This is a genomic window from Bacillus sp. M5A3_1b (assembly GCF_053345335.1).
In genome coordinates this window covers 85,965-103,979 of the sequence record NZ_JBKEZY010000009.1, presented here as the reverse complement: position 1 = coordinate 103,979, position 18,015 = coordinate 85,965, and the positions used below count along the sequence as shown (strand labels likewise).

21 protein-coding genes are annotated in these 18,015 nt (G+C 34.0%); 17 read left to right on the top strand and 4 right to left on the bottom strand.

What is annotated here, in order from left to right:
- Window positions 1-5: 5 nt before the first annotated feature.
- Genes ACLBWW_RS22365 through ACLBWW_RS22340 form a run of 6 tightly spaced genes read left to right on the top strand, consistent with a single transcriptional unit; the run spans window position 6 to window position 4,211 of the window.
- Window positions 6-461: an urease accessory protein UreE gene (locus tag ACLBWW_RS22365; RefSeq protein WP_048544106.1), complete on the top strand. Its 456-nt coding sequence runs from the start codon at window positions 6-8 to the stop codon at window positions 459-461.
- The gene (locus tag ACLBWW_RS22360) at window positions 439-1,137 is read left to right on the top strand and encodes an urease accessory protein UreF (protein WP_048544104.1); all 699 of its coding nucleotides are present in this window, start codon (window positions 439-441) and stop codon (window positions 1,135-1,137) included. The genes ACLBWW_RS22365 and ACLBWW_RS22360 overlap by 23 nt, the downstream gene beginning before the upstream one ends.
- 14 nt (window positions 1,138-1,151) lie before the next feature.
- Window positions 1,152-1,769: an urease accessory protein UreG gene (gene ureG, locus ACLBWW_RS22355; RefSeq protein WP_000594929.1), complete on the top strand. Its 618-nt coding sequence runs from the start codon at window positions 1,152-1,154 to the stop codon at window positions 1,767-1,769.
- A complete protein-coding gene (locus tag ACLBWW_RS22350; protein ID WP_048544100.1) occupies window positions 1,766-2,587 on the top strand; it encodes an urease accessory protein UreD in 822 nt (273 codons plus the stop codon). Before ureG ends, ACLBWW_RS22350 begins: the two co-directional genes overlap by 4 nt.
- Window positions 2,588-2,605: 18 nt before the next feature.
- On the top strand, window positions 2,606-3,238 hold the full coding sequence (locus ACLBWW_RS22345) for an AmiS/UreI family transporter (RefSeq protein WP_447614248.1): 633 nt from the start codon (window positions 2,606-2,608) through the stop codon (window positions 3,236-3,238).
- Entirely contained in the window at window positions 3,225-4,211 is a 987-nt protein-coding gene (locus tag ACLBWW_RS22340) for a HoxN/HupN/NixA family nickel/cobalt transporter (RefSeq protein WP_447614247.1), read from the top strand. Before ACLBWW_RS22345 ends, ACLBWW_RS22340 begins: the two co-directional genes overlap by 14 nt.
- 102 nt (window positions 4,212-4,313) lie before the next feature.
- On the opposite strand, the gene ACLBWW_RS22335 is transcribed toward ACLBWW_RS22340, so the two are convergent.
- Together ACLBWW_RS22335 and ACLBWW_RS22330 are read right to left on the bottom strand one after the other, a co-directional pair.
- A complete protein-coding gene (locus ACLBWW_RS22335) occupies window positions 4,314-4,517 on the bottom strand; it encodes a CsbD family protein (protein ID WP_048544094.1) in 204 nt (67 codons plus the stop codon).
- Between the two features lie 171 nt (window positions 4,518-4,688).
- Window positions 4,689-5,501 carry a GNAT family N-acetyltransferase gene (locus ACLBWW_RS22330; RefSeq protein ID WP_098078787.1) on the bottom strand — a complete coding sequence of 271 codons (813 nt, stop codon included), beginning with the start codon at window positions 5,499-5,501 and terminating at the stop codon, window positions 4,689-4,691.
- A 152-nt stretch (window positions 5,502-5,653) separates the two neighbouring features.
- On the opposite strand from ACLBWW_RS22330, the gene ACLBWW_RS22325 reads away from it, so the two are divergent.
- The 8 genes from ACLBWW_RS22325 to ACLBWW_RS22290 all read left to right on the top strand — a co-directional run bounded on the left by ACLBWW_RS22325 (window position 5,654) and on the right by ACLBWW_RS22290 (window position 13,707).
- Window positions 5,654-5,857: a hypothetical protein gene (locus tag ACLBWW_RS22325; RefSeq protein WP_447614246.1), complete on the top strand. Its 204-nt coding sequence runs from the start codon at window positions 5,654-5,656 to the stop codon at window positions 5,855-5,857.
- A 452-nt stretch (window positions 5,858-6,309) separates the two neighbouring features.
- Window positions 6,310-7,098, top strand: coding sequence for a helix-turn-helix domain-containing protein (locus tag ACLBWW_RS22320; RefSeq protein ID WP_447614245.1), 789 nt, complete (start codon window positions 6,310-6,312; stop codon window positions 7,096-7,098).
- A gap of 46 nt (window positions 7,099-7,144) precedes the next feature.
- Complete coding sequence (locus ACLBWW_RS22315) at window positions 7,145-7,996, top strand: ABC transporter ATP-binding protein (protein ID WP_000067342.1); 852 nt, start codon at window positions 7,145-7,147, stop codon at window positions 7,994-7,996.
- A complete protein-coding gene (locus ACLBWW_RS22310) occupies window positions 7,997-8,647 on the top strand; it encodes an ABC-2 transporter permease (RefSeq protein WP_048544081.1) in 651 nt (216 codons plus the stop codon).
- A 134-nt stretch (window positions 8,648-8,781) separates the two neighbouring features.
- On the top strand, window positions 8,782-10,395 hold the full coding sequence (locus ACLBWW_RS22305) for a long-chain fatty acid--CoA ligase (RefSeq protein ID WP_447614244.1): 1,614 nt from the start codon (window positions 8,782-8,784) through the stop codon (window positions 10,393-10,395).
- Window positions 10,396-10,518: 123 nt separating this feature from the next.
- A complete protein-coding gene (locus ACLBWW_RS22300; RefSeq protein ID WP_447614243.1) occupies window positions 10,519-11,094 on the top strand; it encodes a biotin transporter BioY in 576 nt (191 codons plus the stop codon).
- A 65-nt stretch (window positions 11,095-11,159) separates the two neighbouring features.
- The gene (locus tag ACLBWW_RS22295; protein ID WP_447614242.1) at window positions 11,160-12,623 is read left to right on the top strand and encodes an acyl-CoA synthetase; all 1,464 of its coding nucleotides are present in this window, start codon (window positions 11,160-11,162) and stop codon (window positions 12,621-12,623) included.
- On the top strand, window positions 12,616-13,707 hold the full coding sequence (locus ACLBWW_RS22290; protein WP_098078798.1) for an acetyl-CoA C-acyltransferase: 1,092 nt from the start codon (window positions 12,616-12,618) through the stop codon (window positions 13,705-13,707). The genes ACLBWW_RS22295 and ACLBWW_RS22290 overlap by 8 nt, the downstream gene beginning before the upstream one ends.
- Before the next feature lie 7 nt (window positions 13,708-13,714).
- Here the strand turns inward: ACLBWW_RS22290 and ACLBWW_RS22285 are convergent, their stop codons facing one another.
- Window positions 13,715-14,296: a DUF6434 domain-containing protein gene (locus ACLBWW_RS22285; RefSeq protein ID WP_001247733.1), complete on the bottom strand. Its 582-nt coding sequence runs from the start codon at window positions 14,294-14,296 to the stop codon at window positions 13,715-13,717.
- A 104-nt stretch (window positions 14,297-14,400) separates the two neighbouring features.
- Between ACLBWW_RS22285 and ACLBWW_RS22280 the strand changes: the two genes are divergently transcribed.
- Window positions 14,401-14,844: an NUDIX hydrolase gene (locus ACLBWW_RS22280; RefSeq protein WP_000446730.1), complete on the top strand. Its 444-nt coding sequence runs from the start codon at window positions 14,401-14,403 to the stop codon at window positions 14,842-14,844.
- A gap of 44 nt (window positions 14,845-14,888) precedes the next feature.
- Here ACLBWW_RS22280 and ACLBWW_RS22275 read toward each other — a convergent pair whose 3' ends face one another.
- Window positions 14,889-16,091 (bottom strand): alanyl-tRNA editing protein, encoded by a 1,203-nt coding sequence (locus ACLBWW_RS22275; RefSeq protein ID WP_176520830.1) that lies wholly within the window; start codon window positions 16,089-16,091, stop codon window positions 14,889-14,891.
- 134 nt (window positions 16,092-16,225) lie between these two features.
- Here ACLBWW_RS22275 and ACLBWW_RS22270 point away from each other — a divergent pair, with 134 nt between their 5' ends.
- Together ACLBWW_RS22270 and ACLBWW_RS22265 are read left to right on the top strand one after the other, a co-directional pair.
- Window positions 16,226-16,633: a hypothetical protein gene (locus tag ACLBWW_RS22270; RefSeq protein WP_000965133.1), complete on the top strand. Its 408-nt coding sequence runs from the start codon at window positions 16,226-16,228 to the stop codon at window positions 16,631-16,633.
- Window positions 16,634-16,700: 67 nt separating this feature from the next.
- The gene (locus ACLBWW_RS22265) at window positions 16,701-17,939 is read left to right on the top strand and encodes an MDR family MFS transporter (protein ID WP_098078803.1); all 1,239 of its coding nucleotides are present in this window, start codon (window positions 16,701-16,703) and stop codon (window positions 17,937-17,939) included.
- Window positions 17,940-18,015: the final 76 nt, after the last annotated feature.

The following is an 18,015-nucleotide window of genomic DNA, read 5'->3' as shown; positions in this document are numbered from 1 at the left end:
ATAAAATGATTATTGAAAAAATTAATAACAACGTATGCAATATGAATGATTTTTCAAATACAAAAAAGCATCTTGATAAAATATTGATTTCTAGTGAACTTTTACTGAAGAGGGTTCAGAAATTATTTTCAGAATCTGGTTTTGAAATTGGAGTGTCTTTAGATAATGGGGAAACATTAAAGAACGGTGATATTTTATATGAGGATGAACATCGTATTGTATATATTGAAGTGTTACCAGAAGAGGTAATTGTAATTACTCCAACGTCAATAAAAGAAATGGGGATTATTGCGCATAACTTAGGAAATAGACATTTGCCAGCACAATTCGATGAAGGGTGTATGATTTTGGCGAACGACTACTTAGTAGAAGAGTTACTCAAAAAGGAAGGTGTTCCTTATCAAAAAGAAAATAGAGTATTACCAAAACCGTTCAAGCATGCTTCACACAAACATATTTAACCTACTTAACCTACTCCAAATTAGTGATTCGAATTTCCCAACAGGAAGTTTTAGTCACTCTTTTGGATTAGAAACATTTATTCAAGAGGGACAAGTTACAAATAAAGGAGAATTTTTCAAATGGATTAATCGATATGTAAAAGTGCAATTAACACACACGGACGGCTTAATTTGCAAATATACTTACGAAGCCATTAAGAATAATGATGATAAGAAAATTACATTTTTAGATGAATTAATAACGGCACAAACATTGCCCTTTGAATGTAGAAAAGCAAATAGAATGATTAGTAAAAGCACCTCTAAGTTGTGTTGTGAATTGTTTTCATTTGCAAATTTAAATGTGTACAAAGAAAATATTTTTTGTAATAGATTACAAGGACATCCTAGTATCGTATACGGAATATTAGGGGCGGAATTGAAAATGACAATAGAAGAAACGCTCTTAGTTTTCTTATATTCAAGTGTTGGAGGCATTATTCAAAATGGTGTGAGAGCCATTCCTCTTGGACAAACAGATGGTCAAAAACTATTACAAGAATGCCATGAATTGATCTGTGAATCTATTGATAGAATTCAAATGCTTTCATTAGAGGATTTTGGATTGAATGATCCTGAATTCGAAATAAATCAAATGCAACATGAAGATGTGAATATAAGAGTCTTCATGTCATAGGGAGGAAAAATAAAATGATAAAGCCTATTAAAATTGGTATTGGTGGCCCGGTAGGTGCTGGGAAAACAATGTTAGTTGAAAAGTTAACAAAATATTTAAATACAGATTATGAAATTGCAGCGATTACAAACGATATTTATACGAAAGAAGATGCAAAGATTTTATTGAAAACAGGTGTTTTGCCAGAAGATAGAATTATTGGTGTAGAGACAGGAGGGTGTCCACATACAGCAATTCGAGAGGATGCTTCTATGAATTTTGAAGCAATTGAAGAGCTCATGATTAGACATAGTAATTTAGATATTATTTTTATTGAAAGTGGGGGGGATAATTTAGCTGCCACATTTAGTCCAGAGCTAGTGGATTTTTCAATTTATATTATCGATGTGGCACAAGGAGAAAAGATTCCTCGTAAAGGTGGACAAGGAATGATCAAATCTGATGTATTTGTTATTAATAAAACGGATTTGGCACCTTATGTAGGGGCTGATCTTGGAGTTATGGAGCAGGATACGAAAAATTACCGACATAATAAACCATATTTTTTTACAAATTTGAAGGATGAAGAAGGTTTACAGGGATTAATAAATTGGATGCGACAAAACATCATGTTAGAAGGATTGAAGAAATGAAAGCCCCTACAGGTGTCTTAAGCATTGATGTGATGGAAAAGAGACATAAAACGGTACCTATTAAGGTTTATCATAAAGATGCCTTAAAAGTAACACAGCCAATATATTTGGACGATTATGGTAGAGCATATTACTATATCATGAATTCTGGTGGAGGTTATTTAAAAGGAGATTTCTATTCTATAAATATAAATGTTCATGAAGATGCGAAAACATATATAACAAGCCAATCAGCAACGAAAGTTTACAAGACTCCAAATAGTTATGCTTTGCAAGAATTGAATGTTTATATTGGTGAAAATGCTGTTATGGAGTATTTACCAGACCCGTTAATTATGTACAAGGATGCAGCATATAAGCAAAAAGCAAATATATATATGCAAAATAATTCTACATTGATTTTATGCGATTCAGTTACGCCTGGTTGGTCTCCAAATATGGAGAAGTTCACATACCAGTATTTTGATTCGCTAACAAAAATATATATGGAAAACAAACTTGTAGTTTATGATCATCTATTGTTAAACCCTTTAAAAGAGTCGTTAGATCAAATGGGAATATTAAATCAATATTCCCATTATGGTACTTTCATAGTTATTAATGAGAACATTACAAATGATTTAATTGCAGCATTGAAAACTTCGCTTTCTAACACTAATAATATGAAGATTGGAATATCTTCTACGCCATGTAAAGGTTTTGTCATACGCATACTTAGTCATAATACAGAGGATATGGAGTCTATATTTTTTCAGTGTCATCGTTTTGTTAGAGAGAATTGTCTACATGAAGAATTAACATCCTATCGAAAATATTAAGTAGGAGAAGGGGATACTATGACTAATGTGGGATTATTATTTGTCGGTGCAGTTCTATTTATGAATGCACTAGCAGCTTTTAAACTCATTGATAGCAAAAGTGTAGGGTACTTCAATTTATTTGTAGGGGCATTACAAACTTTGACACCATTATATTTATTATTTAGAGGAAGTCAATCTGATGAGTGGACTATCCTATCTAATGGAACTATTTTTTTATTTGGTTTTACTTATTTATATGTTGGCCTTACGAATATATTAAAACTTGATTCTTCAGGTGTAGGTTACTATTCTCTTTGGGTTGCTATTATTGCAACAGTTATGGGAATAGTGAATCAATTACATGAGAGTGGAAGTCTACAAAGTACAATAATTTGGTTCTTTTGGGCGTTCCTTTGGTTTTTATTTTTCCTGCAAGATGGGTTGAAAAAGAAGATTCATATTTATGTAGGGATTGTTTGCTTCATTGAATCTTGGATTACTGCAACGATACCAGCCCTGTTAAAACTTACAAATCATACAGGCATGTTAAATGATTTTGTAATTATTTTAGTGACTATTATAACGATTGTAGTTTTTATTATAGCACTTTTCTTTTTCAAGAGTATTCAATCTAAAGTAGAAAGGGTTAGTAACTATGTGGAAAAGTGAACTGAAAAAAGCAACTAATTTTTTTGTTATTATTATATTTCTTCATGTGCTCGGAATTCTCTTATTATTACCTGCACTGTATAAAGGTAATAGCATAATTGGAATGGCTATTATTGCATATTCTTTAGGATTGCGTCATGCGTTTGATAGTGATCATATTGTCGCAATTGATAATACTGTTCGAAAATTAATTGAAAAAGGTAAAAACTCACAGGGGGTGGGGTTTTACTTCTCATTAGGACACTCTACTGTAGTATTTGTGATGATCTTATTAATTGCTTTAATTGGAAAAACAGCAAAACATGGAATGGAGAGTTTTTCTACTATAGGCGGTATTATCGGAACAATTGTTTCTAGTACATTTCTTATTATTATCGGTCTTACCAATCTGTTGTATCTTATTAAAGTGTTACGAAGCAAAGAGGATAAGCAGCCAGAGAACTTAGGATTTATATACCGTTTCACGCAACGCTTATTTACGTTTATTGATAGTCAAAAGCAATTGTATATAATCGGTTTTTTATTTGGTCTTGGTTTTGATACAGCAAGTGAAATCGGATTAATTGCTCTTTCTACAGTAACTGCAACAAGTCAATCTATCCCGCTTGTAAGCATATTTGCTTTTCCCATTTTGTTTGCTGCAGGAATGTCATTGATGGATACATTAGATAGTACATTCATGAATACGAATTATAAGTGGGCAATGGAAAATAGTCGAATAAGAAATTCATATAACGTATTAATTACCTCAATATCTGTTATAACGGCTTTTTTAATAGGGGGTTATCAACTATTATCTTTGCTTATTGAAAGCTATAATTTACAGGGCCCGTTTTGGAATCTCATACAGGTAGTTAATTTTGATTATTTGGGTATATGTCTTGTTGTATTCTTTATTATTTCTCTTATTGTTTTTGCTGTGTGGAATAGAAATGCCTTTAAAGAACCGCTTACAAAGAGTATAGAGAAATAAAAATATATTGTATGTCATTTGGTTCATTATGTATATAAAGTAAAGATAAAATTTTATAAAATAAAAAAACACGTTAGATGGAAATACATCTAACGTGTTTTTTTATTTATGTTCCTTATATTCATGAACTTTTTCTTTTACATTACCAACCGTATCTTTAGCAGTGCCTTTCACTTTATCCCATTTTCCTTCAGCTTGTAATTTCTTATTGTCAGTTACTTTCCCGACAACTTCTTTTACTTCACCTTTTACTTTATCAATGGCACCTTCTACTTTTTCCTTTAAACCATGATCATTCTTAGTCATACATTTCTCCTCCTTGTAGTTTGATTAGAATTCTCTTTTCATATTGCAAGTTGAACGATGTATCTAGTAATAGCGTAACAAATATAGTTTGAATATTCAAATGATTAATAGGATAGAAAAGGAATTGTCATGAAATGTATAAAATTGTAATGAGAAGAAAAAGCATGTAAATTACATGTCTTTTGCAGTCCATATTGATTTTGTATAAGCAATTTTCATATGGGCACGTTCCATATTATTTTGACTTCCGCTACCGAACCTTGCTTGTCCGACTATTAAATGACAGTTTTTCGCTAGAGCTTTTTCTATTCGTTTTTGAATTAAGGCAGTATGACAGCCTTTACGCTGAAATTCTGGCAAAGTACCAGAAGCAGCTAATGAAGCAATCCCATTATTTATATACAGGACACCAATGCCTGCAGGAGTATTTTGAACTTCGGCTATGAAAAAATGCCAGCCAGGTTTATTGTAGAGAATTTCGTTATTTTGGCGTACGCCATCTTTTGTAAAGGGTGGCATGTTAAATCCACGTACATATATGTCTGCAAAAATATGAAATTCATTTTCTTTTAGTTGGCGTACTGAAATGTTAGAAGTAAGTAGGGATGGATCTTCTCTCGGTATACTATATAAAGCGGTATGGAAGCTGGATTGGTAAAATCCTTTTTGAGATAAGTATTGAAATAATTCAGCTGTACCTTGAGCGGGTGTAATTTCAAAACGACAAGGGATTTGTAGCGATTGATAATAAGAGACGATTTCATCTATCTCATCTGTATTTGTAAAGGTAACGCCTTTTACTGTGTTAAAAGCAGGACCAAAAATTATTTTTGATGAAAAGGCAGTGGCATTCCCGAACTTTTTCATTTGTATTTGCATTGGATTTTCAGCTAACGCTTGTAGTGCTTGTAGTCTAGAAGAGAGCATATGTATTTCTGCGTTTTCAATTTCTTGAGCTGCATTGAGTGTCATAATTGTACTCATAATATTCCTCCGTCAATAAATATATTTCATAGTACATATACGATGTTTGTTCGGAGATTCCTGTTGAAATGTAAGAGAATAAGAGGTTTTTTGGAAGGGAAATGGAAGTGAACTGTCGAAGGGAGTGGAAACAGATTAAAGGTGGTGCTCTCATGAAACAGGAAGACGTGCAGACATGCTCTAATTGTGGTTCTCATAACATAGGAGAAGGGGAGTTTGTCGGTTATGCACAAATACGGAAAAAGGAGACGATGTTCACATCTTCACCAGTAGATGTTTATATTTGTACAGATTGCGGGAATATCCTTTTATTAAAAGTACGACATTATGAAAAGTTTAAGCAGAAGCCGTTATAATTATGGAGAAGTGTTTTTATTAGGGAAGTTAGAGGAGTAATATTTTACATATATATATGAGTATGTCTTTATATAAAGAGATGACAACATATACTGTGTGGGATGCTTATTAATCGTTGCACAACATACAAAAATGTATAGAAGAAAGTGTGAATCAATATGGGGAAGACAAATTAACCCTTATTGGAATACTTCATATCGAAAACTCCTTTAAATGAATAAGGGAGTTTTTGTTTTTTGTAACAGTAATTACCTTTAATTGTTATAATTGGTTATTGGGAGAGGGTATTTTATTAACGCCATAATCATAGAAGAAAACTAGCTAAATCGTATAGAAAACGGCTATATAACACAATCGCAACCATAAGTTTACAAAGTGCAACTGCAGGAAGATAGAGATAAGGGTAATGTTTACATACAATTTAGTTAAGAAAACAAAGGGGGACACACATATGGGATTTGGTGAAAAGCTTTTTAAATTAAGAAAGGAAAAGGGCCTTTCTCAAGAAGCATTAGCTGAAAAATTAAACACAACAAGGCAAGCGGTTAGTAAATGGGAAAACGGTCAAGGTTTTCCTGAAACTGAAAAGTTAATAATGATTGGAAATGTATTTGAAGTATCACTCGACTATTTATTAAAAGAAACTGCTGAGCAAAGTAATGAAAATGTGGAGGGCTATTACGTAAGTCAGGAAATGGCAGAAGGGTATATAGTGTATGGGCAAAAAATTTCTAAATATATTGCGTTAGGATTTAGTTTGCTCATTTTATCGACAATACCGTATTTATTATTTAAAGAAAATGCAACAATGTCGACATTTCTTGTCATTATCATTGCTGTCCTTGGAATTGGAGCAATGATGGTACCGGCGACGATAGAAGAGAGTCGATACAATGTATTGAAAAAAGAAGAACTATTATTTGATCAAAACTTTCTAAAAGAATTGACAAAAAGATATGCAATTATTAAGAAAAAGTATGCGGCAGTAATGATCATTGGATTTTGTTTTATAGCCGCAGGCGCAATCCCGTTTTTGTTTGAGAAAAAGCATATCACTTCAGGAGAATTAGTACAGTATCACCTTTATTGTGTTGTACTTATTGCTATCGGAGTTTATCTTTTTGTTCGTATGTTAGGAGTATTAGAGGCGTATCGAATTTTAGTAGAAAATAAAGAATATAGTAATCGTCTTATTTTTAAACTGAAAAAGAAAGTGAGAGAAAAAGTGGATAATTTTTAATAGGAGAAAACATATTTTTATTAAAAGTTAAGATAGGAGTGTAATGATGTCAAATCTTCTAGAAATTGAAAATTTAAGTAAATCATTTGGAAATAAAGTTGTTTTAAGAGATGTTTCCTTCAATGTGCGGTCTGGATCAATTGTTGGATTCATTGGTAACAATGGAGCTGGGAAATCAACAACCTTTAAAACAGTATTACAATTAATTTCTAAAGATAATGGTACAGTAAAAATATTTGGTAAAGAAAATATAAATAAAGATGCCAAGATTAAGGAAAAGATAGGAGTCGTATTTGATGCTATGAATCTACCGGCTCATCTTACGATAAAGCAACTAAACAAAGTTTTTGAAAAGATGTTTGAATCTTGGGATCAAGATAATTTTTATCGATTAGTTCATTCTTTCTCTTTACCTACTAATGAGAAAGTAGGTAAATTCTCGCGTGGAATGTCAATGAAACTAACTATAGCTGTTGCGCTGTCACATAATGCAAAATTATTAATCCTAGATGAAGCGACGGGAGGTCTCGATCCTTCATCTAGGGAGGAGGTGTTGGAGGAATTAAAAAGTTTTGTGAGTAAAAGTAATGGTGGTATACTACTTTCTTCTCATATTATGAGTGATGTAGAAAAAATAGCTAGCCATCTTATCATTATAAAAGATGGAGAAATTTTATTGAATGAAGAAAAGAATAAGGTTTTGGACAATTATGCCATTGTAGATGTTGATGAGGAACAACTAACTTTAATTAACAAAGATATAGTTGTGGTGAAAAGGAATAATGGTTCTTATTTCAATGTACTTGTATCAGATGTGCATAAACTACCAAATGGGATTGCTCATAGAACCATTTCGATAGAAGAAATGAGTGTCTTATTAACGAGGAGTGAAAAATAAATGAGAGGTTTATTATTGACAAACTATTATCTAGTGTATCGAACTTTCTTTATGTTCATGGGAATAGCGATATTAGGAGCAGGATTCGTTTTTTATTTTGGTGATGCTTCAATGTACCGTTTAATTGCTACGTTTATTATCTTTTTTGCTGCGATTCCTGCACTTGAAGTTATTAAATATGAGAGTAAGTCAGGTTATGAAAAGTATGTACTTACTTTACCGGTTACTAGAAATAACATTGTACAAAGTCACTACCTTTTCTATTTTTTAGTTGTAATTATTGGTACTGTATTATCATATGGCATATTTTATGTACATGGTTTCATTTCAGATACACCAATTGATGATGGTATATTTAATAGTGTTTCTTTAGGGACGTTCATCATTCTTAATGCCGGAGCGATAGCCTATCCACTCCTGTATGTTTTTGGAGCAGAAAAATCTGATGTTATTACAATTGGAGGCGCATGCGGGGGACTTGTTACTTATTTCGGATTACAAAGTGTAATTGGCTATCTAATAGAACAATTTCCAATATCAAATTTAAATTTATCTGTATACGTTTCAATTCTATATACAATATTTGGCGTTATCATATATATCTTTTCTTTTGTTATTTCGGTATTTATATATCGTAAGAAGGAGTTTTAGTATGTTTTTTCTTAATATTTTCTGAATTATTTCCAAAGAAATAATTCAGAAAATACGGAAAAATGTCGTAATCACTTGTAGAAATCTGTTATAATGAACAAAATGAAAACGCTTTAAAGGGGGATATAAACAATATGATGATGAATGTACCGTTAACAATTAGTTCTATGATGGAAAGAGCAGAAAAACTGTTTTCAAAGAAAGAAATTGTTTCACGGACACATGATACAGTTACGACGTTAACGTATAAGCAGTTAGGTGAAAGGACGAGAAGGCTTTCTAGTGCGTTACAAAAGCTTGGGATTAAAGAAGGCGAGCGTATAGGAACGTTAGCGTGGAATCATCATCGACATGTGGAAGCGTATTTTGCTATTCCTGGTATTGCTTCCGTTTTACACACAATTAATATTCGTTTATCTCCTCAACATATTTCATACATTATTCAGCACGCAGAAGATCGAATTCTACTTATAGATGAAGATCTCGTACCACTTGTTGAAAATATTCAATCACAATTATCAACTGTACAAGCCTACATTATTATGACTGATAAAGATGAACTTCCCAATACTACGCTAGAACCTGTATATCATTATGAAAAGCTATTAGAAGAAGGCGATCCAACTTTCCAATTTGTAAAAGATATTGATGAAAATACACCTGCTGGTATGTGTTATACGTCAGCGACTACAGGAAACCCAAAAGGTGTTGTATATACGCATCGTAGTACTGTATTACATTGTATGGCACTCGGTTTAGCGGATACAGCTGCTTTATCGGAAAGTGATGCGGCGATGGCAATTGTACCGATGTTCCATGTGAACGCTTGGGGGCTCCCTTTTGCAGCTACTTGGTTTGGAACTAAACAAGTACTGCCAGGACCAATGTTTACTCCAAAAATTTTATTAGAGATGATTCAAGCTGAAAAAGTAACGATAGCAGCAGGTGTGCCGACAATTTGGCTCGGTGTATTACAAGAGTTAGAAAATAATAGTTACGATTTATCTAGTATAACGAGAATATTATGCGGTGGTGCTGCTGCACCGAAAAGCGTTATTAAAGCATTTGAGCAAAAATATAATGTTCCTTTCGTACATGCATATGGTATGACTGAAACAAGCCCACTCGTAACACTTGCACGTTTAAAAAGTTATGAAACAGAATTATCATATGAAGAGCAATTAGAAATCCGCTCAAAACAAGGGTATCTTGTCCCTGGTGTAGAGATGAAAGTAGTCGGTACAAACGGTGAAGTGAAGTGGGATGGTACGGAAATGGGAGAACTATGTTTACGAGCACCATGGATCGCTGAAAGTTATTATAACGATGAACGTACTGTCGAAGGTTTTCGTGATGGTTGGTTATATACAGGAGATGTCGTTACGGTTGACGAGGAAGGCTGCGTGAAAATTGTTGACCGTACGAAAGATGTTATTAAAAGCGGAGGTGAGTGGATTTCTTCAGTTGACCTTGAAAATGCATTAATGGCACATGATGCTATATTTGAAGCAGCTGTCGTTGCCGTTCCTCATCCGCAGTGGCAAGAGCGACCAATTGCCTGCGTCGTTCAAAAGAAAAATAGTACAGTAACAAAAGAAGAAATATATGAGTTTTTAAAGCAACAGTTTGCGAAGTGGTGGTTACCAGATGATATTGTATTTATGGAAGAAATACCGAAAACATCTGTTGGGAAGTTTTTAAAACAGGCGCTTCGGAAAGAACTTGAGCATTTGCATAAAGAGAAATAATTGAAAAAATATTTGTAAACCTATATTTAAAACAAGTTGACAAAGACTAAATAGAAAGATAATATAACTCCTATAATATGTTATCTGAAAATCGTTTTAAGTTTACAAATAGGAGAAGCAAATATGAATACAAAAAACTTAGTTTTCGTCGCTTTATTTAGTTCTATTATGGGAGTGTTAGGGTTAATACCTCCAATTGCTCTTGCTATTACACCAGTTCCGATTACATTACAATCACTCGGTGTTATGCTTGCTGGTGGATTGTTAGGATCACGTCTTGGTGCGTTAAGTCAGCTTATTTTCTTACTTATAGTTGGAGTTGGAGCACCATTACTTGCTGGTGGACGCGGTGGTCCAGGCGTATTTGTTGGGCCAAGTGCAGGATATTTACTTGGTTATATCGTTGGAGCGTTTGTCATTGGTTATTTAATTGAGCGTTTACGTGAAGTTTCTATAATAAAGGTATTATGTATTAATATAATTGGTGGTATTTTCGTAGTTTATGTATTTGGTATTATTGTACAAGCTTTCTTTATGGATGTTTCTATATGGCAGACGATGAAAGTAAGTGCTGTATTTTTACCAGGTGATTGCATAAAAGCGATTATAGTAGCAATTCTTGTAACGAAATTACATCGTTCATTGAAACATATTATTACGCCTGCTCTCAAGAGTGGGAAATATACAAATGCGGGATAAGAAAGAGAAGAAACACGTTCATTGCGTGTTTCTTTTTATTATTTTGTAAAGAAAGGACGTCTCAAATGGGGATTACAAAAGAATATAAAAAGTATGCCTCTTTACAAACAAATAAAATAGCAATAAAGGAAAATGATCGAGTATTAACATTTAAAGAATGGTTTGAGTCAGTATGTAAAGTAGCAAACTGGTTGAATGAAAAAGAATCGCAGAATAAAACGATAGCAATTGTATTAGAAAATAGTATGGAGTTTTTACAACTATTTGCTGGTGCTGCTATGGCCGGATGGGTTTGTGTGCCGTTAGATATAAAGTGGAAAGAGGATGAGCTCAAAGAAAGAATTGCGATCAGTAACCCGGCTATGATTGTGACAGAGCGATATAAGGTAAATGATCTACCGGATGAAGAAGGAAGAGTAATTGAAATTGATGAGTGGAAAAGAATGATAGAGAACTATCTTCCTACATATAATCCTGTAGAAAGTGTACAAAATGCTCCGTTTTATATGGGATTTACATCAGGATCGACTGGAAAGGCAAAAGCATTTTTACGTGCACAACAATCGTGGGTTCATAGTTTTGATTGCAATATACATGACTTCCATATGAAAAAAGAAGATTCTATTTTAATAGCTGGGACGCTCGTTCATTCTCTTTTTTTATACGGTGCAATAAGTGCATTATATGTAGGGCAAACGGTGCATATTATGAAAAAGTTTATTCCAGATCAAGTGCTGGATAAGTTAGAAACGGAACACGTTTCGGTCATGTATACAGTTCCAACAATGCTAGAATCTTTATATAAAGAAAATAGAGTAATAGAAAATGGAATGAAAATTATTTCGTCAGGAGCGAAATGGGAAGCTGAAGCGAAAGAAAAAATAAAGATTATATTTCCTTATGCGCAAAAATATGAATTTTACGGTGCATCGGAACTAAGTTTTGTAACAGCACTAGTTGATGAAGAGAGTGATAGAAGGCCAAATTCAGTAGGAAAACCTTGTCACAATGTGCAAGTTCGAATATGTAACGAAGCAGGAGAAGAAGTACAGAAAGGCGAGATAGGAACTGTTTATGTGAAAAGTGATCAGTTTTTTATGGGCTACATATTGGATAAGGTTTTAGTTCCAGAGTTGACTACGGATGGCTGGATGACAGTGCGAGATGTAGGTTATGAAGATGAAGAAGGCTTTATATATATAGTAGGTAGAGAGAAGAATATGATTTTATTTGGAGGAATTAATATTTTCCCAGAAGAAATAGAAAGTGTATTACATGAACATACAGCTGTTGATGAAATAGTTGTAGTTGGCGTGAAAGATAGTTATTGGGGTGAAAAACCTGTCGCCATCGTAAAAGGAAGTGCTACGAAGCAACAATTAAAAAGTTTTTGCTTACAACGATTATCCTCGTTTAAAATACCGAAAGAATGGCATTTTGTAGATGAAATACCGTATACAAATAGCGGGAAAATCGCTCGTATTGCAGCAAAAAATATGATTGAAAACCTGGAGAAAATATATGAATAGAGCGGTTATTGTAGAAGCAAAAAGGACACCTATTGGTAAGAAGAATGGGATGTTGAAAGATTATGAAGTTCACCAATTAGTAACGCCGCTTCTTACGTTTTTAAGTAAAGGAATTGAGAGAGAAATAGACGATGTCATATTAGGGAATATTGTGGGGCCGGGAGGGAATGTTGCGAGATTATCTGCTTTAGAAGCAGGACTTGGCTATCATATTCCTGGTGTAACGATTGACCGGCAATGTGGTGCCGGATTGGAAGCGATTCGTACTGCATGTCATTTCATTCAAGGCGGCGCAGGTAATTGTTATATTGCAGGAGGAGTAGAGAGTACAAGTACATCACCTTTTCAAAATAGAGCGCGATTTTCACCAGAAACAATTGGTGATCCTAATATGGGAGTGGCAGCTGAATATGTTGCAGAGCGTTATAATATAACGCGAGAAATGCAAGACGAGTATGCTTGCCTTAGTTATAAACGGACACTGCAAGCATTAGAAAATGGATATTTACAAGATGAAATACTTTCTTTTAATGGATCTTTAGATGAGTCTATAAAACGAGAAATGAAGTATGAAAGAATGATTAAAAGAACTAAGCCCGCATTTTTACAAAATGGTACAGTAACGGCAGGTAATTCGTGCGGTGTAAATGATGGGGCATGTGCCGTTCTTGTAATGGAAGAGGGGCAAGCCCGAAAATTAGGATATAAGCCTGTACTTCGTTTCGTTCGTAGTGCTGTAGTTGGAGTGGCTCCAAATCTTCCGGGGACTGGTCCGATATTTGCGGTGAACAAATTATTAAATGAAATGAATATGAAAGTAGAGGACATCGATTATTTTGAAATAAATGAAGCATTTGCTTCAAAGGTTGTTGCTTGTGCAAAGGAGTTACAAATTCCTTTCGAAAAATTAAATGTAAATGGTGGTGCAATTGCGCTAGGTCATCCGTACGGTGCATCTGGAGCTATGCTTGTGACACATTTGTTTTATCAAGCGAAAAGAGAGCATATGAAATATGGAATTGCGACGTTAGGAATTGGTGGTGGAATAGGGCTTGCGCTATTATTTGAGAAAGTGGAAAACTAGAAAGGGACTAGTTTTCTACTTTTTGAGGAACATAAGCATTGCTACCAGGTTTTGCTTTTATTTCATTCCAAGCAGCGATAGCATCAGCTTTTGATTTCCCTTTGTTATTTGGATCTTCGAAAAAGTCGCGAGTGAAACGATTGTATTCAAACTGCGCGCTAATAGTTGTTTTGTATGTAGGATCTTTTTTTCGTTCGTTTTCTTCATACCAAAACGTTAGCGCGTCTTCATATGTTTTTCCGACATTCTCTTTAAAAAACTTTTGAAGAGCTACTGTAAAGCGGAAGTTTGCTCCGATTTTTTCTTTGAAAAAAGCACGAACATCTTCGCTGCAGCGGTGATTGTTAGTAATAATCGTTTGAAGAGAAAGTTCTTTATAAGAGAGGGAAGCTTTACTCACCTTTTGACTAGAGCTGTTTTTTAATATTTTACCAGTATGTAAATAATGTGAGATACGCTCGGTTATTTCAATCTTAGAGCCACTAGCTGGCAAACCATGCTCACGACAAAATGTTTGGAGTTCTGCTTTTAACCAATAAAAGTTTTGGAAATCTTCAAGTGATATAGACTTTGTTAAAGGTGGACGCATAGATGTAACAACTTCTTTCTTCCATAATTTTCTTTAATTATAAAACGTATGTTCTTTTTGTGGAAGGGTTAATTTGTAAATATAACGGGAAGAGGAGATTACATATGGAAAGTGTAATGCAAGTTCGTGTTACGGGAATTTTAATTGAAGATGAAAAAGTATTGCTAGTAAAGCAAAAAGTTGCTAATCGCAATTGGTCTTTACCTGGGGGAAGGGTAGAGAATGGTGAAACGTTAGAAGAAGCGATGATTCGAGAAATGAGAGAAGAAACAGGATTAGAAGTTAAAATTAAGAATCTACTCTATGTTTGTGATAAACCAGATGCTAGTCCATCTTTATTACATATTACGTTTCTGCTTGAAAGGATTGAAGGTGAAATTACGCTACCTTCTAATGAGTTTGATTATAATCCAATTCAAGATGTGCAAATGGTACCGATTAAAGATTTAAGTCAATATGGTTTTTCGGAAACTTTTATAACTCTTATAAGTGAAGGTTTTGCAAGTGCATGGAGTTATCAAGGCTTGAAACAAAATATAGGTTTGTAAATATAGTTGAAGGATAGCAGTTAGCTATCCTTCATAAACATGTTTTACACTTCTGACTGTAAAGAAGAAACAAGTTGATTTAAAAATTCGTCCCCGGTCATAACCGCTTTTCCGCCACCGCGAGCACTCTTTTTATTTCCGCCACCTTTTCCTTCAATTGTAGGAAGTGCCTCTTTTAAAAGCGCATTCATATCGAGCGTGACTGTTTTTCCACAAGCGAGGATGCATTGTAGTTTGTCCTCATTTTCAATAACGAAATATGTAATGGCATGCTCTTGTTGTTCTGTAATAATGGCAGAAAGCTTTGCGATTTCTTGCATAGAACGATTTGTAAATACTTTAGAAATAAGTATGCCGGTATGTTTTTCTGAAGGCTGTTGAAGTAGCTCGTTTGCCTCTGCAAATAATAATTTTTCATTCATTGTTTGTATTGCTTTTTCATTTTCTTTTTGAGAAGTAAGAAGTTGTGCTACTTTTGCTGGGATATCACTCTCGCTACTGTTTAATTGTTTAGAAACATCTTTCATAATTTGTTGTTGTTGGCCCATTAAATTTAGTGTGCGCCAACCAGCGATAAACGTTAATCGTATGCCACCTTTATTGCGCTCCCACCCTAGTACTTGAATAGGACCTACTTCACCTGTACGTTTCGGATGCGTTCCGCCACAGCCGTTGTAGTCGAAGTTTTCAATTATAACAACACGTATATTTTCTGTTATAGTCGGTTCTTTACGAAGGGGGAATGTTTTCGCTTTTTCTAAGTTCATCCACTCGATGCGGATGGGATGGTTTTCAAAAACAATTTTGTTTGCAATTTGTACTGCTTTTTCAACCGTTTCTGTATGAAGATTTTCTGTTTCTAAATCAATTGTTACCGTTTCTTTTCCAAGGTGGAATCCAATCGTAGGTATGTTAAAATGGTCCCAAAAAGCAGCAGATAAAATGTGCTGAGCCGCATGTTGCTGCATATGATCAAAACGGCGCTCCCAATTAATTTTACCTTCTACTTCTTCAGTATGTAATTGTTCTACAATGAAGTGATGAATTTCTCCATTTATCTCTTCTACATTGATTACATCGATATCATTTAATGTACCAGTATCATATGGTTGTCCGCCCCCTGTTGGATAAAATGCCGTTTCGTTTAAAATAACGTATAAGTTACCGTCTTTATCATAATCTTGTTTTATAACTTTTGTAGTAAAGTCTTGCTTATAAGCGTCAGTGTAATATAATTTTTGCTCCAATTTTCTTTCCCCTTTCGTTTTCACTAGTTTCATTGTAAAGCAATTGAAATTAGTTTCCTAATATTTCAGAAGAAAGAAACTATTTTTAGAATTTTCTTGCTATAATAAGAAGAAAATGCGGGGGTGGAATGAATATGTTATATGAAAACGGCGTAGATAAACTGCTTAGTTTAAGTAAAAATATTTCTGAATTGTATCGAGAATTAAATGAAATGACCCGGATTTTAACGGACTGTAATCGAGAAAGTGTGAAGTTTGATCGGTTATATGTAAAAGAGTTACTGTGGAAAAAAGAAGATGTAATAGAGAAATATGACCAGCTGCTTGTGCAACTTTGTATAAATGAATGCTTTGATTTAAAAAGTGTCATTACAGGGGAATATAAGTATACATATGAAGAAGTAGAAAACATCGTTTTACAATTTAATGAAAAGTATAATGTAGCAATTTTAATTAAAGATGTTTGTAAAGAATTACAGTTTACATATGGCATAGATATGGACATAACGAGAACAGCTCGGGTATCAACAGCTCAAGTATAAAAAGGGAAAAGAAAGCAGATCCTTTGCTTTCTTTTTTTATGTAAGAACAGGGAGAGTAGGTTTAACGATGAAGGGGAAGTTACAAAATATTCATCCATTAGGAATGACAATTATAATAGGGACTTTATTTGCGAGATTCGCCACGTCAATGAGTATTCCTTTTTTAGCAATTTATTTAACGACTGTTAAAGGCGTATCAGCTGGAATGACGGGTGCTATTATAGGAACGAGTGCACTTGTTGGAGTGTTTGCTAGTTTTATTGGAGGGAATTTATCGGATCGATTCGGCCGAAACATGATTATAATATGGTCCATGGTTGCTTGGGTGTTTGTATTTATAGGTTTTTCACTTGCAAATCATATTTTAAGTTTCTTTTTATTAAATGCTTTGAATGGATTATGTCGGTCTTTTTTTGAGCCGACATCAAGAGCATTATTATCAGATTTAACGAAACCAGAGTATCGTTTACTCGTATATAATTTGCGTTACGGTGCAATAAATGTTGGAGTAGCGATTGGCCCACTTGTCGGATTACAGATTGGAAGTGCAAAATCTACAATTCCTTTTTTAGTAGCAGCTGGAGTATATATTCTATATACAGCTATATTAGCATTCCAATTTAAGAAGTATCCAATTGAAAAAAAGAAAGTAAATACAGAAAAGCCTGTCACAATGTTAAATGCAGTTCGTATATTGCGAAAGGATGTCGTATTTTTAGTTGCTTTAGTCGGTATTATTTTGAGTAATTGTGGCTTTTCACACTTAACGACAACAGTATCTCAATATTTTGCAAATTCACATATATTTCAGGATGGAGTGACATTGTTTTCGTATATGTTAGCTTTAAATGCGATTGTTGTAGTCGTAATTCAATACCCTGTTATTCAAATATGTAAAAAGTATACACCGTTAACATCAATTATGGTTGGAACTTTATTTGTGAGCGGGGGGTTGTTTGGATTTGGAATAGCAGAATCTATGCTAGGTGCTGCTGTCTGCACAATTATTTTTACAATTGGAGAAGTTCTCATGTTTTCCATGACGGATGTGTTTATAGATGATATAGCTGTCTCGCATTTAAAAGGAACCTATTTTGGAGCGATGGGGTTTTCAGGAATTGGAGCAGTAATTGGTCCGTGGCTTGGGGGCGTACTTCTCGATTACTACGGGTATCAAAAGGGATTTATTGTCTTTTCAGCGCTAGCTATAATTTCAACTGTAGCATTTCCTGTACTTTTAGTTACAAAAGGTTTATTGAAAAAAAGATATGATAAAAATTGTAATTTAGAATTACATGCGAAATAAAATAAGCCCCAGCAGATGACTGGGGCTTATTTTTGTATTTATCCCGCTATTTGCGGGCAGTAAGAACTCATTGATT